Here is a 23,278-nt window from a genome sequence, read left to right as displayed (position 1 = left end):
GGTGTCTCCATAACAAAACCCGCGCCGCACTATAGCCGATCCGGCTCGTAAACCGCCGATCACCTATGGACGCGATAGCTGGAGTCATCCGCCCCAACCCCCTAGAATCGCCCCCACGATTAAAGGAGACGACTTCATGCTGATGGTGATTTCCCCCGCCAAGACCCTCGATTACGAAACACCGCCGGCGACCCAGCGCTTCACCCAGCCGAAATACCTCGACCATTCCCAGGAACTGATCCAGCAACTGCGCGAACTGAGCCCGGCGCAGATCAGCGAACTGATGCACGTGTCCGACAAGATCGGCGGCCTTAACGCCGCGCGTTTCGGCAGCTGGACACCGGCGTTCACCCCGGAAAACGCCAAACAGGCACTGCTGGCCTTCAAGGGCGACGTCTACACCGGGCTTGATGCCCAGTCGTTCAGCGAAGCCGACTTCGATTACGCGCAACAGCACCTGCGCATGCTCTCCGGCCTTTACGGCCTGCTGCGGCCGCTCGACCTGATGCAGCCGTATCGCCTGGAAATGGGCACCAAACTGGCCAACGCCCGTGGCAAGGACTTGTACGCCTTCTGGAGCACGCGCATCAGCGAATGGCTGAATGAAGCGCTGGCCGACCAGGGCGACGACGTGCTGCTGAACCTGGCGTCCAACGAATACTTCTCGGCGGTCAAACGCACAGCCTTGAATGCGCGAATCATCAACACCGAATTCAAGGACCTGAAAAACGGCCAGTACAAAATCATCAGCTTCTACGCCAAGAAAGCCCGGGGCCTGATGAGCCGCTTCGTGATCCAGGAAAAAATCAACGATCCGGCCCTGCTCAAGCAGTTCGATGTGCAGGGTTATCGCTACAGCGCCGAGCAATCGAAACCGGATAATCTGGTGTTTCTACGCGATCACGCCCCCGAATAAAGCATGCCTAATGCACGACTCTTTATATGAAGAGTCGTGCAGCTCGCACGATGTCAAAAAACCCCCGCCACATTTCGCCATTTTACTGGCGCCAGAAAAACATCCCTGTCTTTTCTAAGATTAGTTTCACTCGACACTGATCATTTTTTTCAGTAGTGGCACCTAAATTTTTTCACCGTAGTGGCACAAAACTATCTAACGTGATTTTTCGCCTGTTATTAAAGGTCGAAAACGAAACTGCTATCAAATTGATACTGGTGCCATCTCTGACAATATTTCAAGAAATTTCAGATTTCGCGATGAGCGGACAGGAACTTCGTCCGAATGCATAGCTCATACCACCGGTAACGATTCTCGCCGAGTTTGTACGAGATAACTTACGCGGAGCAGATAGCCATGTAACCAAGTTGTCACAGCAACTTGCCTAGATGACTAACTAGTCTCAAAGCAGACGATGGACAGGAGATACGCACCATTAATATCCCCTACAAAGGCCATGGCCGCGCCCTTATAAACGTGCTCACCTGAGCACCCAACCGCTTGATTTACGGGACTTTCATCCTGACATCGAGCGCGCAAGACGATTGCACAAGAGTCTTCTCCAAAGAAGATCGGCTGCATAACAGGGCACGTCATAACAACAAGGCCTGGTTGCGCACATCTTGAGTGCACTTATTTAGACACTCGGAACTTAAGTATGCCTGCACACGGCATTGTGGCGCCTGTATGCCGCACTTTCGAGTGCACTAATGAACGCTGAACACCATTAACTCCGGCCCTCTAAGGCCTGATATATACAGAGGTAATTGCGATGCGCATCAGCATATTTGGTTTGGGTTACGTTGGCGCAGTATGTGCCGGTTGCCTGTCTGCTCGGGGCCACGACGTAGTGGGCGTCGATGTTGCCAAAGACAAGATCGACATGATCAACGCTGGCAAATCTCCCATTGTCGAACCGGGCCTGGGCGAGTTGCTGGCACAAGGTATTCAGACCGGTCGTCTGCGCGGCACGACCAACTTCGCCGAAGCGATTCGCGACACCGACCTGTCGATGATCTGCGTCGGTACGCCGAGCAAAAAGAACGGCGACCTGGAACTGAACTACATCGAAGCGGTATGCCGCGAGATCGGTTTTGTCCTGCGTGAAAAGTCCACCCGCCACACCATCGTGGTGCGCAGCACCGTATTGCCGGGCACCGTGGCAAACGTTGTCATCCCGATCCTCGAAGACTGCTCCGGCAAGAAAGCCGGCGTTGATTTCGGTGTCGCCGTGAACCCTGAGTTCCTGCGTGAATCCACCGCGATCGCCGACTACGACCTGCCACCGATGACCGTCATCGGCGAGTTCGACAAGGCGTCGGGTGACGTTCTGCAATCGCTGTACGAAGAACTCGACGCACCGATCATCCGCAAGGACATCGCCGTTGCCGAGATGATCAAGTACACCTGCAACGTCTGGCACGCCACCAAAGTGACCTTCGCCAACGAGATCGGCAACATCGCCAAAGCCGTGGGCGTCGATGGCCGCGAAGTGATGGACGTGGTCTGCCAGGACAAGACCCTCAACCTGTCCCAGTACTACATGCGCCCGGGCTTCGCCTTCGGCGGTTCGTGCCTGCCGAAAGATGTGCGCGCCCTGACCTACCGCGCCGGTTCCCTGGACGTCGAAGCGCCGCTGCTCAACTCGCTGATGCGCAGCAACGAATCGCAAGTGCAGAACGCCTTCGACATCGTTGAAAGCCACGACAAACGCAAAGTCGCCCTGCTCGGCCTGAGCTTCAAGGCCGGCACCGACGACCTGCGCGAAAGTCCGCTGGTGGAACTGGCCGAGATGCTGATCGGCAAGGGCTACGACCTGAGCATCTACGACAGCAACGTCCAGTACGCCCGTGTCCACGGCGCAAACAAGGACTACATCGAGTCGAAGATCCCGCACGTATCGTCCCTGCTCAATTCGGACTTCGATTCGGTGATCGACAACTCCGACGTGATCATCCTCGGCAACCGCGACGAGAAGTTCCGCGCCCTCGCCGAAGAAGCGCCGCAGGGCAAGCAGGTGATCGACCTGGTGGGCTTCATGTCCAAGGCCACCAGCGCCGGTAGCCGTACCGAAGGGATCTGCTGGTAACGCAGCAGCAAGCCTCGAGCTTCAGGCCGCACGCCGTGAATCGGCGGGCGGCTTGAAGCCCCCATCACCTTCGGATGACGGTCATGTCCAAGCTCAAACATTTTTTTCTGCAATCCGCCGGCTGGCTTTTGTTTCTGAGCCTGCTGATGGGCCTGGCCCTGATGCTGCCCACGTCCACATTCGACTCCGAGTCGAAGGACTTCATTTTCCTGATTGGCGCCGTAGGTATCTGGCGCTACTCGATGGGTGCCACGCACTTTGTGCGCGGCATGATTTTTCTCTACATCGTCTACCCGCACCTGCGCCGCAAGGTTCGCAAGCTGGGTAAGGCGGCGGACCCGTCCCATGTGTTTCTGATGGTCACCAGTTTTCGCATCGACGCGTTGACCACCGCGCAGGTTTACAGCTCGGTGATCCGCGAAGCCATCGACTGCGAACTGCCAACCACCGTGGTCTGCTCCATCGTCGAAATGTCCGATGAGCTGCTGGTCAAGGCACTGTGGGCGCGGATGAATCCGCCAGACCGCGTGAAACTCGACTTCGTACGCATTCCCGGCACCGGCAAACGCGATGGCCTGGCCTATGGTTTCCGCGCGATCTCCCGTCACCTGCCGGACGACCGCGCCGTGGTGGCCGTGATCGATGGCGACACCGTGCTCGGCGAAGGCGTAGTGCGCAAAACCGTGCCGTGGTTCCAGATGTTCGGCAACGTCGGCGGCCTGACCACCAACGAGTTCTGCGAAGTGCGCGGCGGCTACATCATGAGCGAATGGCACAAGCTGCGTTTCGCCCAGCGCCACATCAACATGTGCTCGATGGCCCTGTCCAAGCGTGTGCTGACCATGACCGGCCGCATGTCGGTGTTCCGCGCCACCGTGGTCACCAATCCGGAATTCATCGCCGACGTCGAAAGCGACTCGCTGCAACACTGGCGCCTGGGCCGATTCAAGTTCTTGACCGGCGACGACAAGTCGAGCTGGTTCAGCCTGATGCGCCTGGGCTACGACACCTTCTACGTGCCGGATGCCGCGATCAATACCGTTGAACACCCGCCGGAAAAGAGCTTCATCAAGGCCAGCCGCAAACTGATGTTCCGCTGGTACGGCAACAACCTGCGGCAGAACTCCCGGGCGCTGGGCCTGGGTGTGAAACGCCTCGGCGCCTTCACCTCGGTGGTGCTGTTCGACCAGCGCGTATCGATGTGGACATCCTTGCTCGGCCTGACCGTGGCAATCATCGCCAGCTTCAAGTACGGCACCGCGTTCATCCTGGTTTACCTGCTGTGGATCGGCATCACCCGTCTGATTCTGACGCTGCTGCTGTCCTGCTCCGGCCACCGGATCGGCCCGGCTTACCCGGCAATTCTCTATTACAACCAGATCGTCGGTGCGCTGGTGAAGATCTACGTGTTCTTCCGCCTCGACCAACAATCCTGGACTCGCCAACCCACTTCCCTGACCCGTGATCTCGCCAGCTTTCAACGTTGGTTCAACACCTGGTCGTCTCGGACCATGACCTTCTCCGCCGGCAGCATTTTCGTCGCCGTGCTGCTGATGATGGTCTGACCTGCCCCTATTGAATTAACAAGGAAATCGCCCCCATGAATACCGCCGTCAACGCCAACGTAGTGCATGAATCCGAAGCCCAGCGTCAGCACGCCCGAGTCAAAATCCCGGCCAAGCTGCGTTTCTTCGGCCCCGACCGGACTCCGGTTGAAGCGCGGGTCCTCGACCTGTCCGCCGGTGGTCTGGCGTTCAACGCCGGACAACTGCCGCTGACCGTCGGCGAGGTGTACAAGGCGCGTTTGCAGTTCGTCATCGACAACCTCGGCCTGGCCATGGACGTTGAACTGCAAGTGCGCTCCTACGACCGCCAGACGGGTCGTGCTGGTTGCCAGTTCCAGAACCTTGAACCGCAGGACATTTCGACCCTGCGTCACCTGATCACTTCGCACCTGGCCGGCGACATCGTCAGCATCGGTGAAGTGCTGGCGACCCTGCAGCGCGACAACTTTACCAAGGCCCGCAAGGTCAAGGACGGCGACTCCGGCATGACCCCGTTCGGTCGTCTGAAAGCGGTGACGTTCAGCGCCGGTATCTTCGCGGTCGGGCTGGTGGCGGCGGGTTTCATTTTCAAATCGGTGTACAGCATGTACTTCGTCAGCCATGCGCAGGCCGGTCTGGTCAGCGTGCCGGGGATGAACATCACCATGCCGCGCGACGGCACCGTGCAAAGCCTGGTGAAGTCCGACGGCGTCGCCGCAAAAGGCGCACCGCTGGCGACGTTCAGCACCAGCATGCTCGACGTACTCAAGGGCCATCTGGAAGAAGATCAACTGTCGCCAGCCAAGGTTGAAGAACTGTTCGGCAAGCAGATGACCGGCACCCTGACCTCCCCTTGCGATTGCACCGTAGCCCAGCAACTGGTGGCCGACGGTCAGTACGCGAGCAAGGGCGACGTGATCTTCCAGCTGGTGCCGCGCAACACCCAGGCCACCGTCGATGCACGCTTCTCCTATCGCCAGTTCGGCGACGTGCGTCCGGGCACCCCGGTGAGCTTCCAGATCGCCGGCGAAGACAAGACCCGCACCGGCAAGATTGTCAGCAGCACCAGCCTGAAAAGCGCTGACCTGTCCTCCGACATCCGTGTGCAGATCCAGCCTGACGAGCCGCTGGACAGCCGCTTCGCCGGCCGCCCGGTGGAAGTCAACAGCGACCGTGGTCCGAACCTGAACTGGCTGATCGACAAAGCCATGGCTGCCGGTCTTTAAGTCGAGGACATGCCCGTGACGAGCCCTATCAGAATCCTGCCGGTCCCGCTGACCCTGGCCATGGCAATCGCCCTGGCCGGTTGCGCCGGCCTGCCCGACCAGCGTCTGGCCAACGAAGCGCTCAAGCGCGGTGACACCGCGACCGCCGCGCAGAACTACCGTGCGCTGGCCGACCTGGGTTACAGCGAAGCCCAGGTGGGCCTCGCCGATATTCAGGTCGACAGCCGCGACCCGGAACAGATGAAACAGGCCGAAGCCACCTACCGCGCCGCCGCCAGTGTTTCGCCGCGTGCCCAGGCCCGACTCGGCCGCTTGCTGGTGGCCAAGCCTGGCTCCACCGAAGCCGAACATCAGGAAGCCGAAAGCCTGCTGAAGAAAGCCGCCGCCAGTGGCGAAGGCAACACGCTGATCCCGCTCGCGATGCTGTACCTGCAATTCCCGCACAGCTTCCCGAACATCAACGCCCAGCAGAAGATCGATCAATGGCGCAAATCCGGTTACCCGGAAGCCGGTCTCGCCCAGGTGCTGCTGTATCGCACCCAGGGCACTTACGACCAGCATCTGGATGACGTGGAAAAAATCTGCAAGGCCGCGCTCAACACCACCGACATCTGCTACGTCGAGCTGGCCACGGTCTATCAGAAACGTGGCGCGCCGGAGCAACAGGCCGAACTGATCAAACAGCTGCAGGCCGGTTACAGCCGCGGCACCGTCAGTGCTCAGCGGGTGGATTCGGTGGCCCGTGTGCTGGCCGATTCGACCCTGGGCAAGACCGACGAAAAAACCGCGCAGTCGCTGCTCGAACCGATCGCTCCAGGCTACCCGGCGTCGTGGGTCACCCTCGCGCAACTGCTCTACGACTTCCCGGAACTGGGCGACGTCGACCAGATGATGAAGTACCTGGATAACGGCCGCGCCGCCGACCAGCCGCGCGCCGAGCTGTTGCTGGGCAAGCTCTACTACGAAGGCAAACTGGTCCCGGCCGACGCGAAAGTCGCCGAGGAACATTTCCAGAAAGCCGTCGGCCGCGAAGTCGCCGCCGACTACTACCTCGGCCAGATCTACCGCCGTGGCTACCTGGGCAAGGTCTATCCACAGAAGGCTCTCGACCATCTGCTGACCGCTGCGCGCAACGGCCAGAACAGCGCCGACTTCGCCATCGCCCAGCTGTTTTCCCAAGGCAAGGGCACCAAGCCCGACCCAGTCAACGCTTACGTGTTCAGCCAGTTGGCAAAAGCCCAAAACACTCCGCAAGCCGATGAGCTGGCGACCACCCTCGCCGCGCAACTGCCGCCCGAGCGTCTGGCCGAAGCCCAGCGCCTGCTGCAACAGGAACAGGCGACCCGTGGCGCCCTGAGCCAGAACACGCTGCAACTGCACGCCCTGCAAGAAGAAGACGGCGAGGAAAAATTATGAAATTGAATCCCTTTGTGAAGGCCGGCATTGGCCTCACGTTCGCGCTGATCTGGTCTTGCCCGACCCTGGCCGCGATGACTGAATCGAAGAACTTCGGCCTCGAAGTGAAAATCACCGGCCAGTCCGAAGACGACCGCGACCTCGGCACCGCCAGCGGCGGCGACGTCAACGGTGTCGGCCTCGACCTGCGTCCGTGGGTCTACGGCGAAAGCGGCGCGTGGAGCGCCTACGCCATGGGCCAGGCCGTGACCTCGACCGACATCATCGAGACCGACACCCTGCAGCAGTCCGACAGCGAAGGCACCCAGACCACCGACAACGGCGACCGCAAGACCAAGAAAAACTACCTGGCGATGCGCGAGTTCTGGGTCGGCTACAGCGGCCTAACACCCTACCCCGGCGAGATCCTCAAGTTCGGTCGTCAGCGTCTGCGCAACGACGACGGCCAGTGGCGCGACACCAACATCGAAGCGCTGAACTGGACCTTCGACACTACTCTGCTGCGCGCCAACGCCGGTGTCGCCGAACGCTTCAGCGAATACCGCACCGACCTCAAGGAGCTGGCGCCGAAAGACAAGGATCGCCTGCACGCCTACGCCGATGCCGCTTACCAGTGGACACCGGGCAACTGGGTCGGCATTCGCGGCCACCACACCCATGACGACGGCAAGCTCGACTATCCGGAGCCAGGCGTGGCCGGCGATTCGCTGGACAAGAAAGAAAACGGCGACATCAGCTGGCTCGGCCTGACCGCCGACAGCGACGCCTACAACTGGCGCAACACCAACACCGTCAACTACTGGGGCAGCATCACCGGCATGAGCGGCGACCGCGACACGGTCAACGCCCTCAACGCCGATGGCACGCGCCCGGCGCAAGCCAAGCGCAGCGACAACGTCGACGGCTGGGCCACCGACATCGGTGTGCGTCTGCGCCTCGATCCGCAATGGCAGGTCGGTGCAGCGTATGCCCGTGCCAGCGCCGATTACGAACAGAATGGCCTGGAAAGCAACCGCTCGAACTACACCGGTACTCGCTCCCGGGTTCACCGTTTCGGCGAAGCCTTCCGTGGCGAAATGAACAACATGCAGACCGCCACCCTGTTCGGTTCGTGGATGCTCAACGACCAGTACGACGCCAGCCTGATCTACCACAAGTTCTGGCGTGTGGACGGCAACAAGCCGGTGGGCAGCAACGGCATCAACGCCGTGGAAAACAACACCGACGACGTCACCGGCGCAATCCTCTCCAGCACCTCGCTGCCACTGCAGGACGGCAACAAGGATCTGGGCCAGGAAATGGATCTGGTGGTCACCAAGTACTTCAAGCAAGGCTTGCTGCCGGCAGCGCTGAGCCAGTCGATCGACGAGCCGTCGGCGCTGGTACGTTTCCGTGGCGGTGTGTTCAAGCCGGGTGATGCCTATGGCAGCCAGGTTGATTCGTACATGCACCGCGCGTTCATCGACGTGATCTGGCGCTTCTGATGCTGACCGCCAAGGGAGTGCCCGACATGAACAGTGCCCGCAAAGGCTCACTCAGCCTGCTGGCCGGCGCGATGCTGCTGGCCTCGGCCGGCGCCTTCGCCAGTGTGGAACCGGCCAAACCCGCGACCACCGCCAAGGAGCTGCAACAGGCCAAGACCTACACCGTCAGCAGCGCGCCGACCGAAGCGCTGGAACTGGCCAAGCCGAAATTGCCCGACCTCTCCGGCTACACCGCCGAAGCCGCCGCCGCGAAAATCGTGCGCAGCAAACCGGGCAAGATCAGCGTGCGCCGGATGATGCAGGAAGACGCCCTGAAGGACTTCATCGGCGGCGACAACAAGATGGCCGAATGGGTGGTGCGTCAGCACGGCATCCCGCAGGCGATCTTCGTCGACGACGGCTACATGAACCTGAAAGAGCTGGCGCAGAAGCTGCCGAAGCAGTACTTCAGCGAAACCTCGCCGGGCGTGTATCTGGCGAAGTTGCCGATCGTGGTCGGCCGCAAAGGCATCCTCGAAATCGACGGTCAGACCCAGGAATTGCGCCTGTCCCAGGAGGCCGGTTCGTTCCTGGTCAACGACGGCCAGCTGTTCGTGCGTGACACCAAGGTCACCGGCTGGCGCGAGAAGGAAAACGGCCCGGCGACCTTCCGTTCGCCGAAGGAATTCCGCCCGTTCCTGCTGGCCTGGGGCGGCACCGAGACCTACATCGTCAACAGCAAGATGGCCAGCTTCGGCTACGCCAACAGTAAGTCCTACGGCGTGAGTATTTCCCAGTACACGCCGAACATGGCCAAGGTACTCAAGCGTCCCGAGCCGACCGGCTGGATCGTCGGCTCCGAGTTCTCGGACATGTGGTACGGCTTCTACTGCTACGAGACCCGCGACTTCGTGGTCAAGGGCAACACCTACAAGGACAACATCGTCTACGGCATCGACCCGCACGACCGTTCCCACGGTCTGATCATTGCCGAGAACACGGTGTACGGCACGAAGAAGAAGCACGGGATCATCATTTCCCGTGAGGTCAACGACAGCTTCATCTTCAACAACAAAAGCTACGACAACCACCTCTCGGGCCTGGTGATCGACCGAAACAGCGTCAACAACATCATTGCCTACAACGAGATCTACAAGAACCACACTGACGGCATCACCCTCTACGAGTCCGCCGACAACCTGCTGTGGGGCAACAAGGTCATCAGCAACAAGCGCCACGGCATCCGCATTCGTAACAGCGTGAACATCCGCCTCTACGAAAACGTCGCCATGGCCAACGGCCTGACCGGCGTCTACGGGCACATCAAGGACCTGACCGACACCGACCGTGACATCAAGCTCGACCCGTTCGACGCCCAAGTCTCGCTGATCGTGGTCGGCGGTGAACTGGCGGCCAATGGCAGCGGCCCGCTGTCGATCGATTCGCCGTTGAGTGTCGAGCTGTATCGCGTGTCGATGCTGGCGCCGACCAAATCCAGCGGCATCAGCTTCAACGGCATCCTCGGCGAGCGCCAGGATGAAATTCTCGACCTGCTGGTGCGCCAGCAGAAAGCCGTGCTGATCGACCCTGTCGAACGCCAGACCGAATTGCAGGACTGAGGATAATTTTATGCACCCACACCTGATCAAATTACTCAGCCTGTCGGCCCTGACCGTGGGCATTCTGGCGGCCAGCAACGGCGCCCGCGCGGACGAAGTGAAAGCGCCGACGTTCACCGCCGAGCCGTGCTGCAGCCTGTGCCCGGCCGCCCACGACGCGAAGAACTACACCACGCGCTACCAGCAGAACTTCACCACTCTGGTGCAGGCGCAGGGCGACTGGTTGTTCCGGACCCAGGAAGACCTGCGCACCGAGTTCAACACCACCCCGGCCGGCTACAAACGCCTGCAACAGCTGCACGACGCGTTCAAGGCCAAAGGCGTCGAACTGGTGATCGTCTACCAGCCAACCCGTGGTCTGGTGAACCGCAACAAGCTCAACCCGGCGGAAAAAGCCGCGTTCGATTACGAGAAAGCACTGGGTAATTACAAGACCATGCTCGGCCGTTTCGCCAAGATGGGTTACGTGGTGCCAGACCTGTCGCCGCTGACCAACGAGTCGCTGCCGGACACCCTGCCCGCCCACGATTTCTACTTCCGCGGTGACCAGCACTGGACGCCATACGGTGCCCAGCGCACGGCGAAAATCGTCGCCGAAAAGGTCAAGCAGATTCCGGCATTCGCCGACATTCCCAAGCGTGAGTTCGAAACCAAACGCTCCGGGCGCATGGGCAAGACCGGCACCCTGCACAACATGGCCGGGCAACTGTGCGGCACCAGTTACGCGATCCAGTACATGGACCAGTTCACCACCGAGCCGAAAGGCGAGGCCGGTGACGGCGAACTGTTCGGTGATTCCGGCAATCCGCAGATCACCCTCGTGGGTACTTCGCACAGCGGCAAGAACTACAACTTCGCCGGTTTCCTTGAAGAAGCCATCGGCGCCGACATCCTCAACGTCGCCTTCCCCGGCGGCGGTCTGGAAGGTTCGATGTTGCAGTACCTGGGCAGCGACGAATTCCAGAAGACGCCACCGAAAATCCTTATCTGGGAATTCTCGCCGCTGTACCGCCTCGACCAGGAAACCATCTATCGCCAGATGATGTCCCTGCTCGACAACGGCTGCGAAGGCAAAGAGGCGCAAATGTCCGCCAGCACCACGCTCAAGCCGGGCGGCAAACAAGAACTGCTGGTCAACAGCAAGAACCTGAACCTGCAGAACAGCAGCCATCAGGTCGACATCCGCTTCGCCGACACCTCGGTGAAAACCCTGCAAGCCACCCTCTGGTACATGAACGGTCGCCACGAGGACATCAAGATCGAGAAACCGGAAACCTCCGACACCGACGGTCGTTTCGCCTTTGAGTTGCGCACGGACGAAGACTGGGCCTCGCAAAACCTGCTGGCGGTCGAAGTCCAGGGCCCGGAAGCGGGCACCGCGCCACAGAAAGTCGAAGCGAAAATCTGCAAACGCAACGTATTCCCGGGCGCTGGGCCACAAACCGCTCAGGTCGGGCAATGAGGTCTGCTATGCGAAATCCGAAACTGAAAACTCTTCTGGCGCCGACGCTGCTCGGGCTGGCGATCTTCGCCGGCACTGCGCAGGCCGCCGCACCACTGCGTCCGCCACAGGGCTATTTTGCGCCTGTGGATAAATTCAAGACCGGCGACAAGAGCGAAGGCTGCGATGCAATGCCGGCGCCCTACACCGGGCCACTGCAATTTCGCAGCAAATACGAAGGCTCGGACAAGGCTCGCGCGACGCTGAACGTGCAGTCTGAAAAAGCCTTTCGCGACACCACCAAAGACATCACCACACTTGAGCGCGGCACTGCCAAACGGGTGATGCAGTTCATGCGCGACGGTCGCCCGGAGCAGCTCGATTGCACGCTCAACTGGCTCACCGCCTGGGCCAAGGCCGATGCGTTGATGTCGAAGGATTTCAACCACACCGGCAAGTCGATGCGCAAATGGGCGCTGGGCAGCATGGCCTCTTCGTACATTCGCCTGAAGTTCTCCGACTCCCATCCGCTGGCCCAGCACCAGCAGGAAGCCCAGGTGATCGAAGCCTGGTTCAGCAAAATGGCCGATCAGGTGGTCAGCGACTGGGACAACCTGCCGCTGGAAAAAACCAACAACCACTCGTACTGGGCAGCCTGGTCGGTGATGGCGACGTCGGTCGCGACCAACCGCCGCGACCTGTTCGATTGGGCAGTCAAGGAATACAAGGTCGGCGTCAATCAAGTCGATGCCGACGGTTTCCTGCCGAACGAACTCAAGCGCCAGCAACGCGCCCTCGCCTATCACAACTACGCCCTGCCGCCGCTGGCGATGATCGCCAGTTTCGCCCAGGTCAACGGTGTGGATCTGCGTCAGGAAAACAACGGCGCGCTGAAACGCTTGGGTGACCGGGTGTTGGCCGGGGTGAAAGACCCGGATCAGTTCGAGAAGAAGAACGGCAAAGAGCAGGACATGACCGACCTGAAACAGGACATGAAATTCGCCTGGCTTGAGCCGTTCTGCACCCTCTACACCTGTTCGCCGGATGTGCTCGAGAAGAAGCACGGGATGCAGCCGTTCAAGACCTTCCGACTGGGTGGCGACCTGACCAAGGTCTACGACCCTTCGCACGAGAAAGGTAACAAGGGCAGTTAGTCGCTGATCGGCTGATCGTTCCCACGCAGAGCGTGGGAACGATCGCAGGACTGTTTCACCCCTCCAACACCACGGGGGGTTTGGGGGGGCTTTGGCCCTTGACTGTTGGTTCAAACATGGAGAGATCGGGATGGTATTTTCATCCAACGTGTTCCTGTTTCTGTTCTTGCCGATCTTTCTCGGCTTGTACTACCTGAGCGGGCAACGCTATCGCAACCTGCTGCTGCTGATCGCCAGCTACGTGTTCTACGCGTGGTGGCGGGTGGACTTCCTGGCGCTGTTCGCCGGCGTCACCCTGTGGAACTACTGGATCGGCCTGAAAGTCGGCGCCGCCGGCGTGCGCAGCAAACCGGCCCAGCGCTGGCTGTTGCTCGGTGTGGCGGTGGACCTGTGCATCCTCGGCTACTTCAAGTACGCCAACTTCGGCGTCGACAGCATCAACGCGATCATGACCTCGATGGGACTTGAGCCGTTCATCCTGACCCACGTACTGTTGCCGATCGGTATCTCGTTCTACATCTTCGAGTCGATCAGCTACATCATCGACGTCTACCGCGGCGACACTCCGGCCACCCGCAACCTGATCGACTTTGCAGCGTTCGTGGCGATCTTCCCGCACCTGATCGCCGGCCCCGTGCTGCGTTTCCGTGACCTGGCCGATCAGTTCAACAACCGCACCCACACCCTCGACAAGTTCTCCGAGGGCTGCACGCGGTTCATGCAGGGTTTCATCAAGAAGGTGTTCATCGCCGACACCCTCGCCGTGGTGGCCGACCATTGCTTCGCCCTGCAAAACCCGACCACGGGCGATGCCTGGCTCGGCGCGCTGGCCTACACCGCACAGCTGTATTTCGACTTCTCCGGTTACAGCGACATGGCCATCGGCCTGGGCCTGATGATGGGGTTCCGCTTCATGGAAAACTTCAAGCAGCCGTACATCAGCCAGTCGATCACCGAGTTCTGGCGCCGCTGGCACATCAGCCTGTCGACCTGGCTGCGCGACTACCTCTACATCACCCTCGGCGGCAACCGTAAAGGCACGCTGATGACCTATCGCAACCTGTTCCTGACCATGCTGCTCGGTGGTCTGTGGCACGGCGCGAACATCACCTACATCGTCTGGGGTGCGTGGCACGGCATGTGGCTGGCGATCGAAAAAATGCTCGGCCTCAACACCGCGCCGCGCAGCCTCAATCCGATCCGCTGGGCGCTGACCTTCCTGCTGGTGGTCATGGGCTGGGTGATCTTCCGTGCCGAAAACCTGCACGTTGCCGGCCGCATGTACGGCGCGATGTTCAGCTTCGGCGACTGGTCGCTGTCGGAACTCAATCAGGCCAGCCTCACCGGTCTGCAAGTCGCGACCCTGGTTGTGGCTTACGTGACTCTGGCGTTTTTCGGCCTGCGCGATCTGTACACCAATCAGCCGCCTGCCAAGAGCAAACCTGAGGTCAACGTCGAGGCCAATGGCCCGGCCACAGCGACTCCGGGAATGATCAAGGCAGCCCCGGGCGAAAACCCGGCGAGCATCCACGAGCCTGGCTACACCGTCGGCGTCGAAGCCCAGGTGCAACCGGCCTACTGGACCGCGGACTGGTCGCGCTACGTAATGCGCGGGCTGATCCTGCTGCTGTTCATCGCCTCGATTCTCAAACTCTCGGCGCAAAGCTTCTCGCCGTTCCTTTACTTCCAGTTCTGAGGGATCTGACATGACCCGCTCATTACGCATTTTCTACATCGCGCTGTTTCTGGTGACCCTGCTGGTGCTCGGTCTGTGGTCGGTGCGCAGCTTCTTCGGCTTCAGCACCAACGCCGATGCGACGGTGCTCAACGGTCGCTGGACCAAAGCCGTGGAAACCCACTACGACGACGAATTCCCGATCAAGCGTCTGGGCACCAACCTCTGGGCCGCGCTGGATTTCAAACTGTTCAACGAAGGTCGTCCGGGCGTGGTGCTCGGCCGCGATCAGTGGTTGTACAGCGATGAGGAATTCAACCCGATCGTCAACGAAGAGCTGAACCTGCAAGGCAACTATGCGCTGGTCGAAGGTGTGCGCCAGACCCTGAAAGAGAAAGGCGTAAAACTGGTGATGGCGATCGTGCCGGCCAAGGCTCGCCTGTACCCGGAACACCTGGGTGAAGTGAAACCGGCAAGCATCCACGCCAACCTTTATCAGGACTTCCACGCCCGTGTCGCGGCGGACAAGATCCTCGCCCCCGACCTGCTCGGCCCGCTGCAAGCGGCCAAGCAGAACGGTCAGCAAGTGTTCCTGCGCACTGACACCCACTGGACCCCGGAAGGCGCGGAAATCGCCGCCAACACCCTGGCCAGGACCATCGCCGACAAGTTCCCGCTCAGCGGCGAGCCGCAGCGTTTCGTCACCACCCCGGCGGAGAAGGTCACACACAAGGGCGACCTGCGTCTGTTCCTGCCGCTGGATCCGCTGTTCGAAAACCTGATGCCGGCCAAGGAACCGCTGCAAAAGCGCAACACCGTGGCCGTCGAGCAACCTGCCGGGGACGACGCCCTGTTCGCCAACAGCGAAGTGCCGGTGGCCCTGATCGGCACCAGCTACAGCGCAAACCCGAACTGGAACTTCGTCGGTGCGCTCAAGCAAGCGCTGCACAGCGACGTGGTCAATTACGCCGAAGATGGCCACGGCCCGATCCTGCCGATGCTCAGCTACCTGAAAAGCGATGACTTCAAGAACAGCCCGCCACAGGTGCTGATCTGGGAGTTTCCTGAACGATATCTGCCTGTGAACAACGAAATCGGCGACGCCGACCCGCAGTGGGTCGCAGAGCTCAAACAAGCCGGCGCGCGCCAACAAAACGTAGCCATCAACACTAAATCCGAGACGCCCGATCGGGCGCAAAACTGAAAGAGAGGTAACACCATGACTTTCACTACAACTCCTCGTCGTCTCGCCAAACGCTTCGCTCTGGTTGCCGGTCTGAGCGTGCTGTCGGTCCAGGCCTTCGCCGGTGGCGACGCTGCGCTGTACGGCCCGACTGCACCGAAAGGCTCGACCTTCGTGCGCGTCTACAACGCCAGCAACGCTGAAGTCAGCGCCACCGTCGGCAGCACCAATCTGAGCGACGTCGCGCCGCTGGCCAGCAGCGACTTCAGCTTCATGCCGGGCGGCGACTACAGCGCCAAGGTCGGCAGCCAGACCCTGCCGGTGAAACTCGCCGGTGACCATTACTACACCTTGGTCAACAACGCCTCCGGCGCGCCGCAACTGATCGAAGAACCACCGTTCAAGAACAAGCAGAAATCCCTGGTGCGCGTGCAGAACCTCAGCGACAAGTCGCTGACCCTGAAGACCGCCGACGGCAAGACCGACGTGGTGCCGAACGTCGCCGCCAAGGGCCGTGGCGAGCGTGAAATCAACCCGGTGAAAGTCAGCCTGGCGCTGTACGAAGGTGACAAGAAAGTCGGCGACGTGAAACCGGTCGCCCTGGAGCGCGGTGAAGCAGCCGTGCTGTACGTCACCGGCAACGGCAGCAACCTGTCGCCAGTCTGGGTGAAACGCCCGGTGTCGACTCGCTAATCGCTCGAGCTATCAGCTACAAGCCTCAAGCTGCAAGTGAAGTGCTTCTAACTCGCCGCTTGCAGCTTGCAGCTCCCAACTGCATTTTTAGGAGTAAACAATATGATTCCGGTGATCTTGTCAGGTGGTAGCGGCTCACGTCTTTGGCCGCTTTCGCGCAAGCAGTTTCCCAAGCAGTTCCTCGCCCTGACCGGCGAACACACACTGTTCCAGCAAACCCTCGAGCGTCTGGTGTTCGAAGGCATGGACACCCCGATCGTGGTCTGCAACAAGGATCACCGCTTCATCGTCAACGAGCAGTTGGCCAGCCGCAATCTGGAATGCCAGCGGATCCTGATGGAACCGTTCGGTCGCAACACCGCGCCGGCCGTGGCGCTGACCGCGATGATGCTGGTCAATGAAGGTCGCGACGAACTGATGCTGGTACTGCCGGCCGACCACGTTCTGGAAGACCAGAAAGCCCTGCAACGCGCCCTGGCCCTGGCCACCGTCGCCGCCGAAAACGGCGAGATGGTGCTGTTCGGCGTACCGGCCACCAAACCGGAAACCGGTTACGGCTACATCAAGTCCACCGGCGATTCGCTGCTGCCGGAAGGCGTCAGCCGCGTCTCGCACTTCGTGGAAAAACCCGACGTCAAACGCGCCACCGAGTACGTCGAATCCGGCGGTTACTACTGGAACAGCGGCATGTTCCTGTTCCGCGCCAGCCGCTTTCTCGAAGAGCTGAAAAAGCACGATCCGGACATCTACGACACCTGCCTGCTGACCCTCGAACGCAGCCAGCAGGATGCCGACACCGTCACCCTGGACGAAGCCACCTTCGCCTGCTGCCCGGACAACTCCATCGACTATTCCGTGATGGAAAAAACCCAGCGCGCCTGCGTGGTGCCGCTGACTGCCGGCTGGAGCGATGTTGGCTGCTGGTCGTCGCTGTGGGAGGTCAACGAAAAGGACGCCAACGGCAACGTCAGCAAGGGCGACGTGGTGATCCAGGACAGCAAGAACTGCATGATCCACGGCAACGGCAAACTGGTGTCGGTGATCGGTCTGGAAAACATCGTCGTCGTCGAAACAAAGGACGCCATGATGATCGCCCACAAGGACAAGGTTCAGGGCGTCAAGCAGATGGTCAACACCCTCAACGCCCAAGGCCGCAGCGAAACCCAGAACCACTGCGAGGTGTACCGTCCGTGGGGCTCGTACGACTCGGTGGACATGGGTGGCCGCTTCCAGGTCAAGCACATCTCGGTCAAGCCGGGCGCGTGCCTGTCGCTGCAGATGCACCACCACCGCGCCGAACACTGGATCGTGGTCAGCGGCACCGCCGAAGTGACCTGCGACGAGAACGTGTTTCTGCTCACTGAAAACCAGTCGACCTACATCCCGATCGCCTCGGTGCATCGCCTGCGCAACCCGGGCAAGATCCCGCTGGAAATCATCGAAGTGCAGTCGGGCTCGTACCTGGGCGAAGACGATATCGAGCGCTTCGAAGATATCTACGGTCGCTCTACCCCGATCGAACGCGGCGTGTCGGTGAAAACCATCGCGCAGTAAGCGTTCCGTAAAACAAGAAGTCCCCGTCCAGCCCGCTGCGTCCCCTATCCGCAGCGGGTTCGGCGGGGGCTTTTTTTTCGCCAACCGCCTCCAGGCTTAGGTAGGATGAACCTTCCCTGCCCACGAGGTTTCGCGACATGTTCATCGGCGTCTTGCTGGTCATCACCTGGCTGATCCTGCTGTTGCGCTACCCGGCCAAGGCCTTGCCGGTGTCCATGGCCGCCGCCGTTGGCCTCGGGTTGGTGGCGATGTGGGTGGTGTGGCTGGACAACCGCGAGGTCAAGCAACTGGCGCGCCTGGAACTGCGCATCGTCTATGCCCCCGAACACTGCCCCGCCGACCGCCCGCTGCTGCTCAAGATGAACAACGGCAACGACGTGCCGCTGACCGAACTGCGCTGGCGCATCGCGGCGTACGCGCCGGGCGACACCGTGAACCTGGCCGACAATCAATACGCCGCCCCGCGCTATCGCGGCCCCGGCGAATTGCAGCCCGGCGGCAACTGGGAAGACTGTCTGCCGATGCCGCCGTTGCGTCCCGGTTATCGCCCGCAGACCCTGGAGTTTCGCGCCGAGCGATTGCAGGGTAGTTTCTCCGACTGATCCCCTCTCCCACTCTTTTTGCACAAGGAAAGCGCCATGCCCGTTGCGTTGATTACCGGTTGTTCCAGCGGCATCGGCCGCGCCCTCGCCGATGCCTTCAAAAGCGCCGGTTACGAGGTCTGGGCCAGTGCGCGCAAGGCTGAAGATGTCGCGACACTCGGTGCGGCCGGGTTCACGGCGGTGCAGCTCGACGTCAATGACAGCGCAGCGCTGGAACAACTCGCCGAACGGATCAACCAGCAACATGGCGGCCTCGATGTGCTGATCAACAACGCCGGTTACGGCGCCATGGGGCCGCTGCTCGACGGCGGCGTTCCGGCCATGCAGCGCCAGTTCGAAACCAACGTGTTTTCGATTGTCGGCGTGACCCGTGCGCTGTTCCCGGTACTGCGCCGGGCCAAGGGCCTGGTGGTGAATATCGGCAGTGTTTCCGGGGTGCTGGTAACGCCATTTGCCGGCGCCTATTGCGCGTCGAAAGCGGCGGTGCACGCGTTGAGCGATGCGTTGCGCATGGAGCTGGCGCCGTTCGGGATTCGCGTGATGGAAGTGCAGCCGGGGGCAATTCAATCGAGCTTCGCCAAGAATGCCGGGCATGAAGCCGAACAACTGATCAACGAACAATCGCCGTGGTTTCCGTTGCGTGAAGGCATTCGGGCGCGGGCCAAGGCCTCGCAGGACAAACCGACCCCGGCCAGCGAATTTGCTGCCGAGCTGCTCAAGGCTGTGCAGCAGAGCAAGCCGCCACGCCTGATCCGCATCGGCAATGGCAGCCGGGCGTTGCCGTTGCTGGCGACGTTGCTGCCGAAAGGGTTGCTGGAATTAACGTTGATGAAGCGCTTCGGCTTGCGCGGGCAACTCTGAAACCGCGTCAGCCCCATCGCGGGCAAGCCCGCTCCCACAGGTTTTTGTGTCGTACTGGATATCTGAATGCCACGCTAAACCTGTGGGAGCGTGGCTTGCCCGCGATGGCGCCAGTGCAGACACCGCAGAGCTTCACCCCCAGCCTTTCATGAAATCAATGAACGCCCGCACCTTCAACGGCAGGTGCCGGGTGTCCGGGTACAACGCGTATACCCCTTGCTGGGCGAAGCGGTAATCCGGCAGCAAACGCTGTAACCGACCGGCGTCGAGGTCTTCCTGAATCAGCCACTGCGGCAGAATCGCGACGCCTTGCCCGGTCAATGCAAAGGCACGCAGGGTCGCAGAGTTGTCGGCAACAATGGCAGTGGTTCCCGGTTTTGGCTGGTAGACATGCTCGGTGCCGGCCGGGTCGCTGACCGTCATTTCCGGCACTCGCCCATGCCCGAGCGTCGGCATCGACTCCAGCACCGCCAGCGTATCGACCGGCACAAATCGCTCGATCAAACCCGGCGCCGCCACTGCAAACACCTCGAACGTCGACAACTGCACCGCCCGCAGATTGGAGTCGTGCATGCGGCCCAGACGAATTGCCATGTCAAAGCGTTCGGAGATCAGATCGGCATGGGTCGAGGACGTGGACAGGTGAATGTTCAGTTGCGGTTGCTGCTGTCGAAACACCTCCAGCGCCGGCACCACCTGAGCCAGCGCGAACTCCACGGTCGTGGTGATGCGCAGGGTGCCCTTGAGTTGCGAGTGCTCCGAACGCGCTTCCTCGATGGCCAACCGTGCTTCGTCCAGCGTGCGCAGACAGCGTCGGTAAAAACGTTCGCCGGCATCGGTCAGGGCCAGTTGCCGGGTGTTGCGGGTGAGCAAGGTGACGCCCAACTCTTCTTCCAGCCGTTTGAGGTTGAAGCTCACCACCGCCCGCGTTTGTCCCAGCGTATCGGCGGCTGCGGTCAGCGAGCCGGCCTCGACCACGGCTTTGAAGGTATCGAATCGATCCAGGCTGACCATGTTCGCAGCGCTCCCCGTCAAAATAATTTTGACAAACTAGCAGCCAAACCAGCGTATTTCTATTGCCGCCAGCGCCCTACCCTGCACGCCTCATCACAGGGAAGCTGCAATGGCCTATCGCTCGAAAGTCGCGCTGGTGTATCTGTTGGGGTTCGCCCTCGACCTGCTGAACATGTTCGCCGCGAGCATCGCCTACCCGGACATCGCGGCGCAGTTGCACGCCTCGGTGACGCAACTGGCCTGGATCACCAACGCCTACATGCTCGGGCTGACGCTGATCATTCCGATGAGCGTGTGGCTGGCTGCACGGGTGGGCGAGCGGCGGCTGATCCTTGGTTCGTTGCTGGTGTTCGGGATTGCCTCCGGGCTTATCGCTCAGGCGGGGTCGATTGAAAGCCTGATCGGCTGGCGACTGCTGCAAGGGCTGGGTGGCGGGTTACTGCTGCCGGTCGGTCAGGCCTTGGCCTATCGGGAGTTTCCGGCGACACAACGCGCGCACTTCACCGGTGTGGTTTTGCTGGTGGCGCTGATGGTGCCGGCCCTGTCGCCGGCGGCTGGAGGCTTGATCGTTGAGGCATTGTCGTGGCGCTGGATTTTCCTTCTGAACATGCCGGTGGCGCTTTTCGCTTTCGGCCTGGGCCTGCTCTGGTTGAAAGCGGATCAGGCAGCGAGTGAGCGCCCGACACTGGACGCCCGCGGCCTGCTGCTGGCGGTGGCAGCGCTGAGTCTGTTGCTGATGGCCGTCAGTCTGGCGAGTGCCCCCGCAACCCGACATCTCGCGGGCGGTGTCCTGCTGCTCAGCGTCATCACCTTGTGGATCTACCAGCGCGATGGCTGGAACAAACCGGGTGCAGTCCTTGATCTTCAACTGATCAAGAACCCGTCATTGCGCCTGGCGATGCTGATCTATCTGTTCGTGCCCGGCATCTTTACCGGCACCAACATGATTGCCGTGTTGTACCTGCACGATCTCGGTTTCGGCGCAGCACAGACCGGGGCGCTGATGCTGGCCTGGGCGGCGGCCTCGGGCGTGGCGATCATGCTGGGTAAACGCAGCTTCAACCGGATCGGTCCCAAGCCGTTGCTGATTGTCGGCATGCTGCTGCAATGCCTCGGCATCGTCGTGCTGATGCAGATCGATCAACCCGCCAGCGGCCCGTTGATCCTCGCCTATGCCCTGATGGGACTGGGCGGCAGTCTGTGCAGTGTCACCGCGCAGACTCTGGCATTTGTCGGCATCACGCCGGAGAAAATGGGCCACTCCAGCGCTCTGTGGAATATCAACCGCCAGCTCGGCTTCTGCCTCGGCGCGGCACTGCTCAGTTCATTGCTTGGCGCCTTGGGAGCCAGCGGATTCAAATACTGCTTTCTCGCCGCTGCACTGCTCACGCTGTTGCCGATAGCCGCCGTGCTGCGTTTCGACTCGACAAAATTACTCGCCCTTCTGCGCTCACCTCACCTTCAGGAAAAATCCACATGACTGACTACGCCGACTATTTTGACGAAGTGATCCAGGCCCATGAGGCCATCGAACGATGGTTTGCCGTGGAGGAAGAAGAGGCCGCACTGGAGCGATTGCTGACGCGGTTTTCGCCCCGGTTTTCCATGATGACGCCACTGGGGCGAGTGCTGGATTTCGAGGCCTTGCGTGCGCTGTTTCAAATGGCGGGCGGCAAGAAGAGCGGGTTCAGGATCGAGCTCGACGAGCTTCGCGGGATTGCCTTGCATGAAGGCGGCGCGACGGTGAGTTATCGCGAACAGCAGACCGATGCGAGCGGGTTGCACACGGATCGACGTTCAACCGTGGTGTTTGAAAAAACCGAATCCGGGCGGGTGATCTGGCGGCATCTGCACGAGACGTTTTGCCAGGGCTGACACCGTCCGGTTATGGCGAGGGAGCCTGCTCCCTCGCCAAAGGATTACTCGGCAGCGTCCTGCTTCACCACCACCGTGCAGGTAATCCCCGCCGCCAGCAGCACACCCTCCGGCACTTCATCGATGTGAATCCGCACCGGCACTCGCTGGGCCAGACGCACCCAGTTGAAGGTCGGGTTCACATCGGCGATCAGCTCGCGGCTTTCCGGGTTGTCGCGGTCGTAGATGCCGCGGGAAATGCTCTCCACGTGGCCCTTGAGGACTTCGCCGCTCATCAGTTGCATGTCGGCTTTGTCGCCAACGCGCACGTGGGGCAGTTTGGTTTCTTCGAAGAAGCCATAGACCCAGAAAGAGTTCATGTCGACCACGGCCATTTTCGCTTCGCCGATGCGGGCGTAGTCGCCGCGATGCACGTTGAGGTTTGTCACGTAGCCGTCCACCGCCGCACGTACCTCGGTGCGTTTGAGGTTGAGTTCGGCGGCTTCCAGTTGCGCCTGGGCCTGTTGGTAATCGGCCAGTGCGGAGTCGGCGATGTTGCTGGCGTCGTCGCGGTTTTCCTTGGAGATCACCAGGTTGTCGAGGTCGGCGCGGCGATGGGCGTTGACCTTGCGCATCTCCCACGTGGCCTTGCGCGAAGCCACCAGCGACTGCGCCTGTTTCACCGCCAGGCGGTAGTGCTCGGGGTCGATCTGCATCAGCAGATCACCTTTCTTCACCAACTGGTTGTCGCGTACCGGCACGTCGACCACTTCACCGGTGACGTCGGCCGCGACGTTGATGATGTCGGCGCGCACCCGGCCGTCGCGGGTCCACGGCGTGTTCATGTAGTGCTCCCACAACGTGCGGCCGATCCACAATGCCAGGGCCAGCACCAGCAGGGTCGCGAGCAGGCTGAAAAACTTTTTCATCGGGAC

General features: G+C 61.0%; 19 protein-coding genes. 17 read left to right on the top strand and 2 right to left on the bottom strand.

All coding sequences use genetic code 11. The features are described from left to right. The first annotated feature begins 136 nt into the window (after positions 1 to 136). The 15 genes from yaaA (at position 137) to CAF74_RS16200 (ending at position 19,475) form a co-directional block, all read left to right on the top strand. The gene (gene yaaA / locus CAF74_RS16270; RefSeq protein WP_085746991.1) at positions 137 to 916 is read left to right on the top strand and encodes a peroxide stress protein YaaA; all 780 of its coding nucleotides are present in this window, start codon (positions 137 to 139) and stop codon (positions 914 to 916) included. An 811-nt stretch (positions 917 to 1,727) separates the two neighbouring features. After that, positions 1,728 to 3,044: a nucleotide sugar dehydrogenase gene (locus CAF74_RS16265; RefSeq protein WP_011332560.1), complete on the top strand. Its 1,317-nt coding sequence runs from the start codon at positions 1,728 to 1,730 to the stop codon at positions 3,042 to 3,044. Positions 3,045 to 3,127: 83 nt separating this feature from the next. Continuing rightward, positions 3,128 to 4,609, top strand: coding sequence for a mannuronan synthase (alg8, locus tag CAF74_RS16260; protein WP_163974069.1), 1,482 nt, complete (start codon positions 3,128 to 3,130; stop codon positions 4,607 to 4,609). A gap of 35 nt (positions 4,610 to 4,644) precedes the next feature. After that, positions 4,645 to 5,814 carry an alginate biosynthesis protein Alg44 gene (locus CAF74_RS16255; protein ID WP_039769455.1) on the top strand — a complete coding sequence of 390 codons (1,170 nt, stop codon included), beginning with the start codon at positions 4,645 to 4,647 and terminating at the stop codon, positions 5,812 to 5,814. A 9-nt stretch (positions 5,815 to 5,823) separates the two neighbouring features. Continuing rightward, on the top strand, positions 5,824 to 7,230 hold the full coding sequence (gene algK, locus CAF74_RS16250) for an alginate biosynthesis TPR repeat lipoprotein AlgK (RefSeq protein WP_085746990.1): 1,407 nt from the start codon (positions 5,824 to 5,826) through the stop codon (positions 7,228 to 7,230). Further along, positions 7,227 to 8,714, top strand: a complete 1,488-nt coding sequence (locus tag CAF74_RS16245) for an alginate export family protein (RefSeq protein WP_085608137.1) — start codon at positions 7,227 to 7,229, stop codon at positions 8,712 to 8,714. The genes algK and CAF74_RS16245 overlap by 4 nt, the downstream gene beginning before the upstream one ends. A gap of 26 nt (positions 8,715 to 8,740) precedes the next feature. Beyond that, positions 8,741 to 10,312: a mannuronan 5-epimerase AlgG gene (gene algG, locus CAF74_RS16240; RefSeq protein WP_011332555.1), complete on the top strand. Its 1,572-nt coding sequence runs from the start codon at positions 8,741 to 8,743 to the stop codon at positions 10,310 to 10,312. A gap of 10 nt (positions 10,313 to 10,322) precedes the next feature. Next, positions 10,323 to 11,774 (top strand): alginate O-acetyltransferase, encoded by a 1,452-nt coding sequence (locus tag CAF74_RS16235; RefSeq protein WP_085746989.1) that lies wholly within the window; start codon positions 10,323 to 10,325, stop codon positions 11,772 to 11,774. A gap of 8 nt (positions 11,775 to 11,782) precedes the next feature. Then, the gene (locus CAF74_RS16230; protein ID WP_085746988.1) at positions 11,783 to 12,907 is read left to right on the top strand and encodes a mannuronate-specific alginate lyase; all 1,125 of its coding nucleotides are present in this window, start codon (positions 11,783 to 11,785) and stop codon (positions 12,905 to 12,907) included. Between the two features lie 130 nt (positions 12,908 to 13,037). Then, complete coding sequence (locus tag CAF74_RS16225; protein ID WP_011332552.1) at positions 13,038 to 14,603, top strand: MBOAT family protein; 1,566 nt, start codon at positions 13,038 to 13,040, stop codon at positions 14,601 to 14,603. A 10-nt stretch (positions 14,604 to 14,613) separates the two neighbouring features. Beyond that, positions 14,614 to 15,786 carry an alginate O-acetyltransferase gene (locus CAF74_RS16220; RefSeq protein WP_085746987.1) on the top strand — a complete coding sequence of 391 codons (1,173 nt, stop codon included), beginning with the start codon at positions 14,614 to 14,616 and terminating at the stop codon, positions 15,784 to 15,786. A 15-nt stretch (positions 15,787 to 15,801) separates the two neighbouring features. After that, positions 15,802 to 16,458: an alginate O-acetyltransferase AlgF gene (locus CAF74_RS16215; protein WP_064593524.1), complete on the top strand. Its 657-nt coding sequence runs from the start codon at positions 15,802 to 15,804 to the stop codon at positions 16,456 to 16,458. 102 nt (positions 16,459 to 16,560) lie between these two features. Continuing rightward, complete coding sequence (locus CAF74_RS16210) at positions 16,561 to 18,012, top strand: mannose-1-phosphate guanylyltransferase/mannose-6-phosphate isomerase (protein WP_011332549.1); 1,452 nt, start codon at positions 16,561 to 16,563, stop codon at positions 18,010 to 18,012. 137 nt (positions 18,013 to 18,149) lie between these two features. Next, the gene (locus CAF74_RS16205; protein ID WP_007957299.1) at positions 18,150 to 18,614 is read left to right on the top strand and encodes a hypothetical protein; all 465 of its coding nucleotides are present in this window, start codon (positions 18,150 to 18,152) and stop codon (positions 18,612 to 18,614) included. Positions 18,615 to 18,650: 36 nt separating this feature from the next. Continuing rightward, on the top strand, positions 18,651 to 19,475 hold the full coding sequence (locus tag CAF74_RS16200) for an SDR family oxidoreductase (RefSeq protein WP_085746986.1): 825 nt from the start codon (positions 18,651 to 18,653) through the stop codon (positions 19,473 to 19,475). A 132-nt stretch (positions 19,476 to 19,607) separates the two neighbouring features. Here the strand turns inward: CAF74_RS16200 and CAF74_RS16195 are convergent, their stop codons facing one another. Then, positions 19,608 to 20,489, bottom strand: a complete 882-nt coding sequence (locus tag CAF74_RS16195; protein WP_085746985.1) for a LysR family transcriptional regulator — start codon at positions 20,487 to 20,489, stop codon at positions 19,608 to 19,610. Positions 20,490 to 20,598: 109 nt separating this feature from the next. Between CAF74_RS16195 and CAF74_RS16190 the strand changes: the two genes are divergently transcribed. Both CAF74_RS16190 and CAF74_RS16185 read left to right on the top strand, forming a co-directional pair. Further along, a complete protein-coding gene (locus tag CAF74_RS16190) occupies positions 20,599 to 21,969 on the top strand; it encodes an MFS transporter (protein WP_085746984.1) in 1,371 nt (456 codons plus the stop codon). Continuing rightward, on the top strand, positions 21,966 to 22,364 hold the full coding sequence (locus CAF74_RS16185; protein ID WP_085746983.1) for a DUF4440 domain-containing protein: 399 nt from the start codon (positions 21,966 to 21,968) through the stop codon (positions 22,362 to 22,364). The genes CAF74_RS16190 and CAF74_RS16185 overlap by 4 nt, the downstream gene beginning before the upstream one ends. Before the next feature lie 44 nt (positions 22,365 to 22,408). On the opposite strand, the gene CAF74_RS16180 is transcribed toward CAF74_RS16185, so the two are convergent. Next, on the bottom strand, positions 22,409 to 23,272 hold the full coding sequence (locus tag CAF74_RS16180; protein WP_085746982.1) for an HlyD family secretion protein: 864 nt from the start codon (positions 23,270 to 23,272) through the stop codon (positions 22,409 to 22,411). Positions 23,273 to 23,278 lie beyond the last annotated feature (6 nt).

The organism is Pseudomonas sp. R45(2017) (assembly GCF_002112305.1).
Classification (GTDB): Bacteria; Pseudomonadota; Gammaproteobacteria; order Pseudomonadales; family Pseudomonadaceae; genus Aquipseudomonas; species Aquipseudomonas paraglycinae.
Note: the sequence above shows the minus strand (reverse complement) of the source record. Positions and strands in the feature narration are given on the sequence as shown.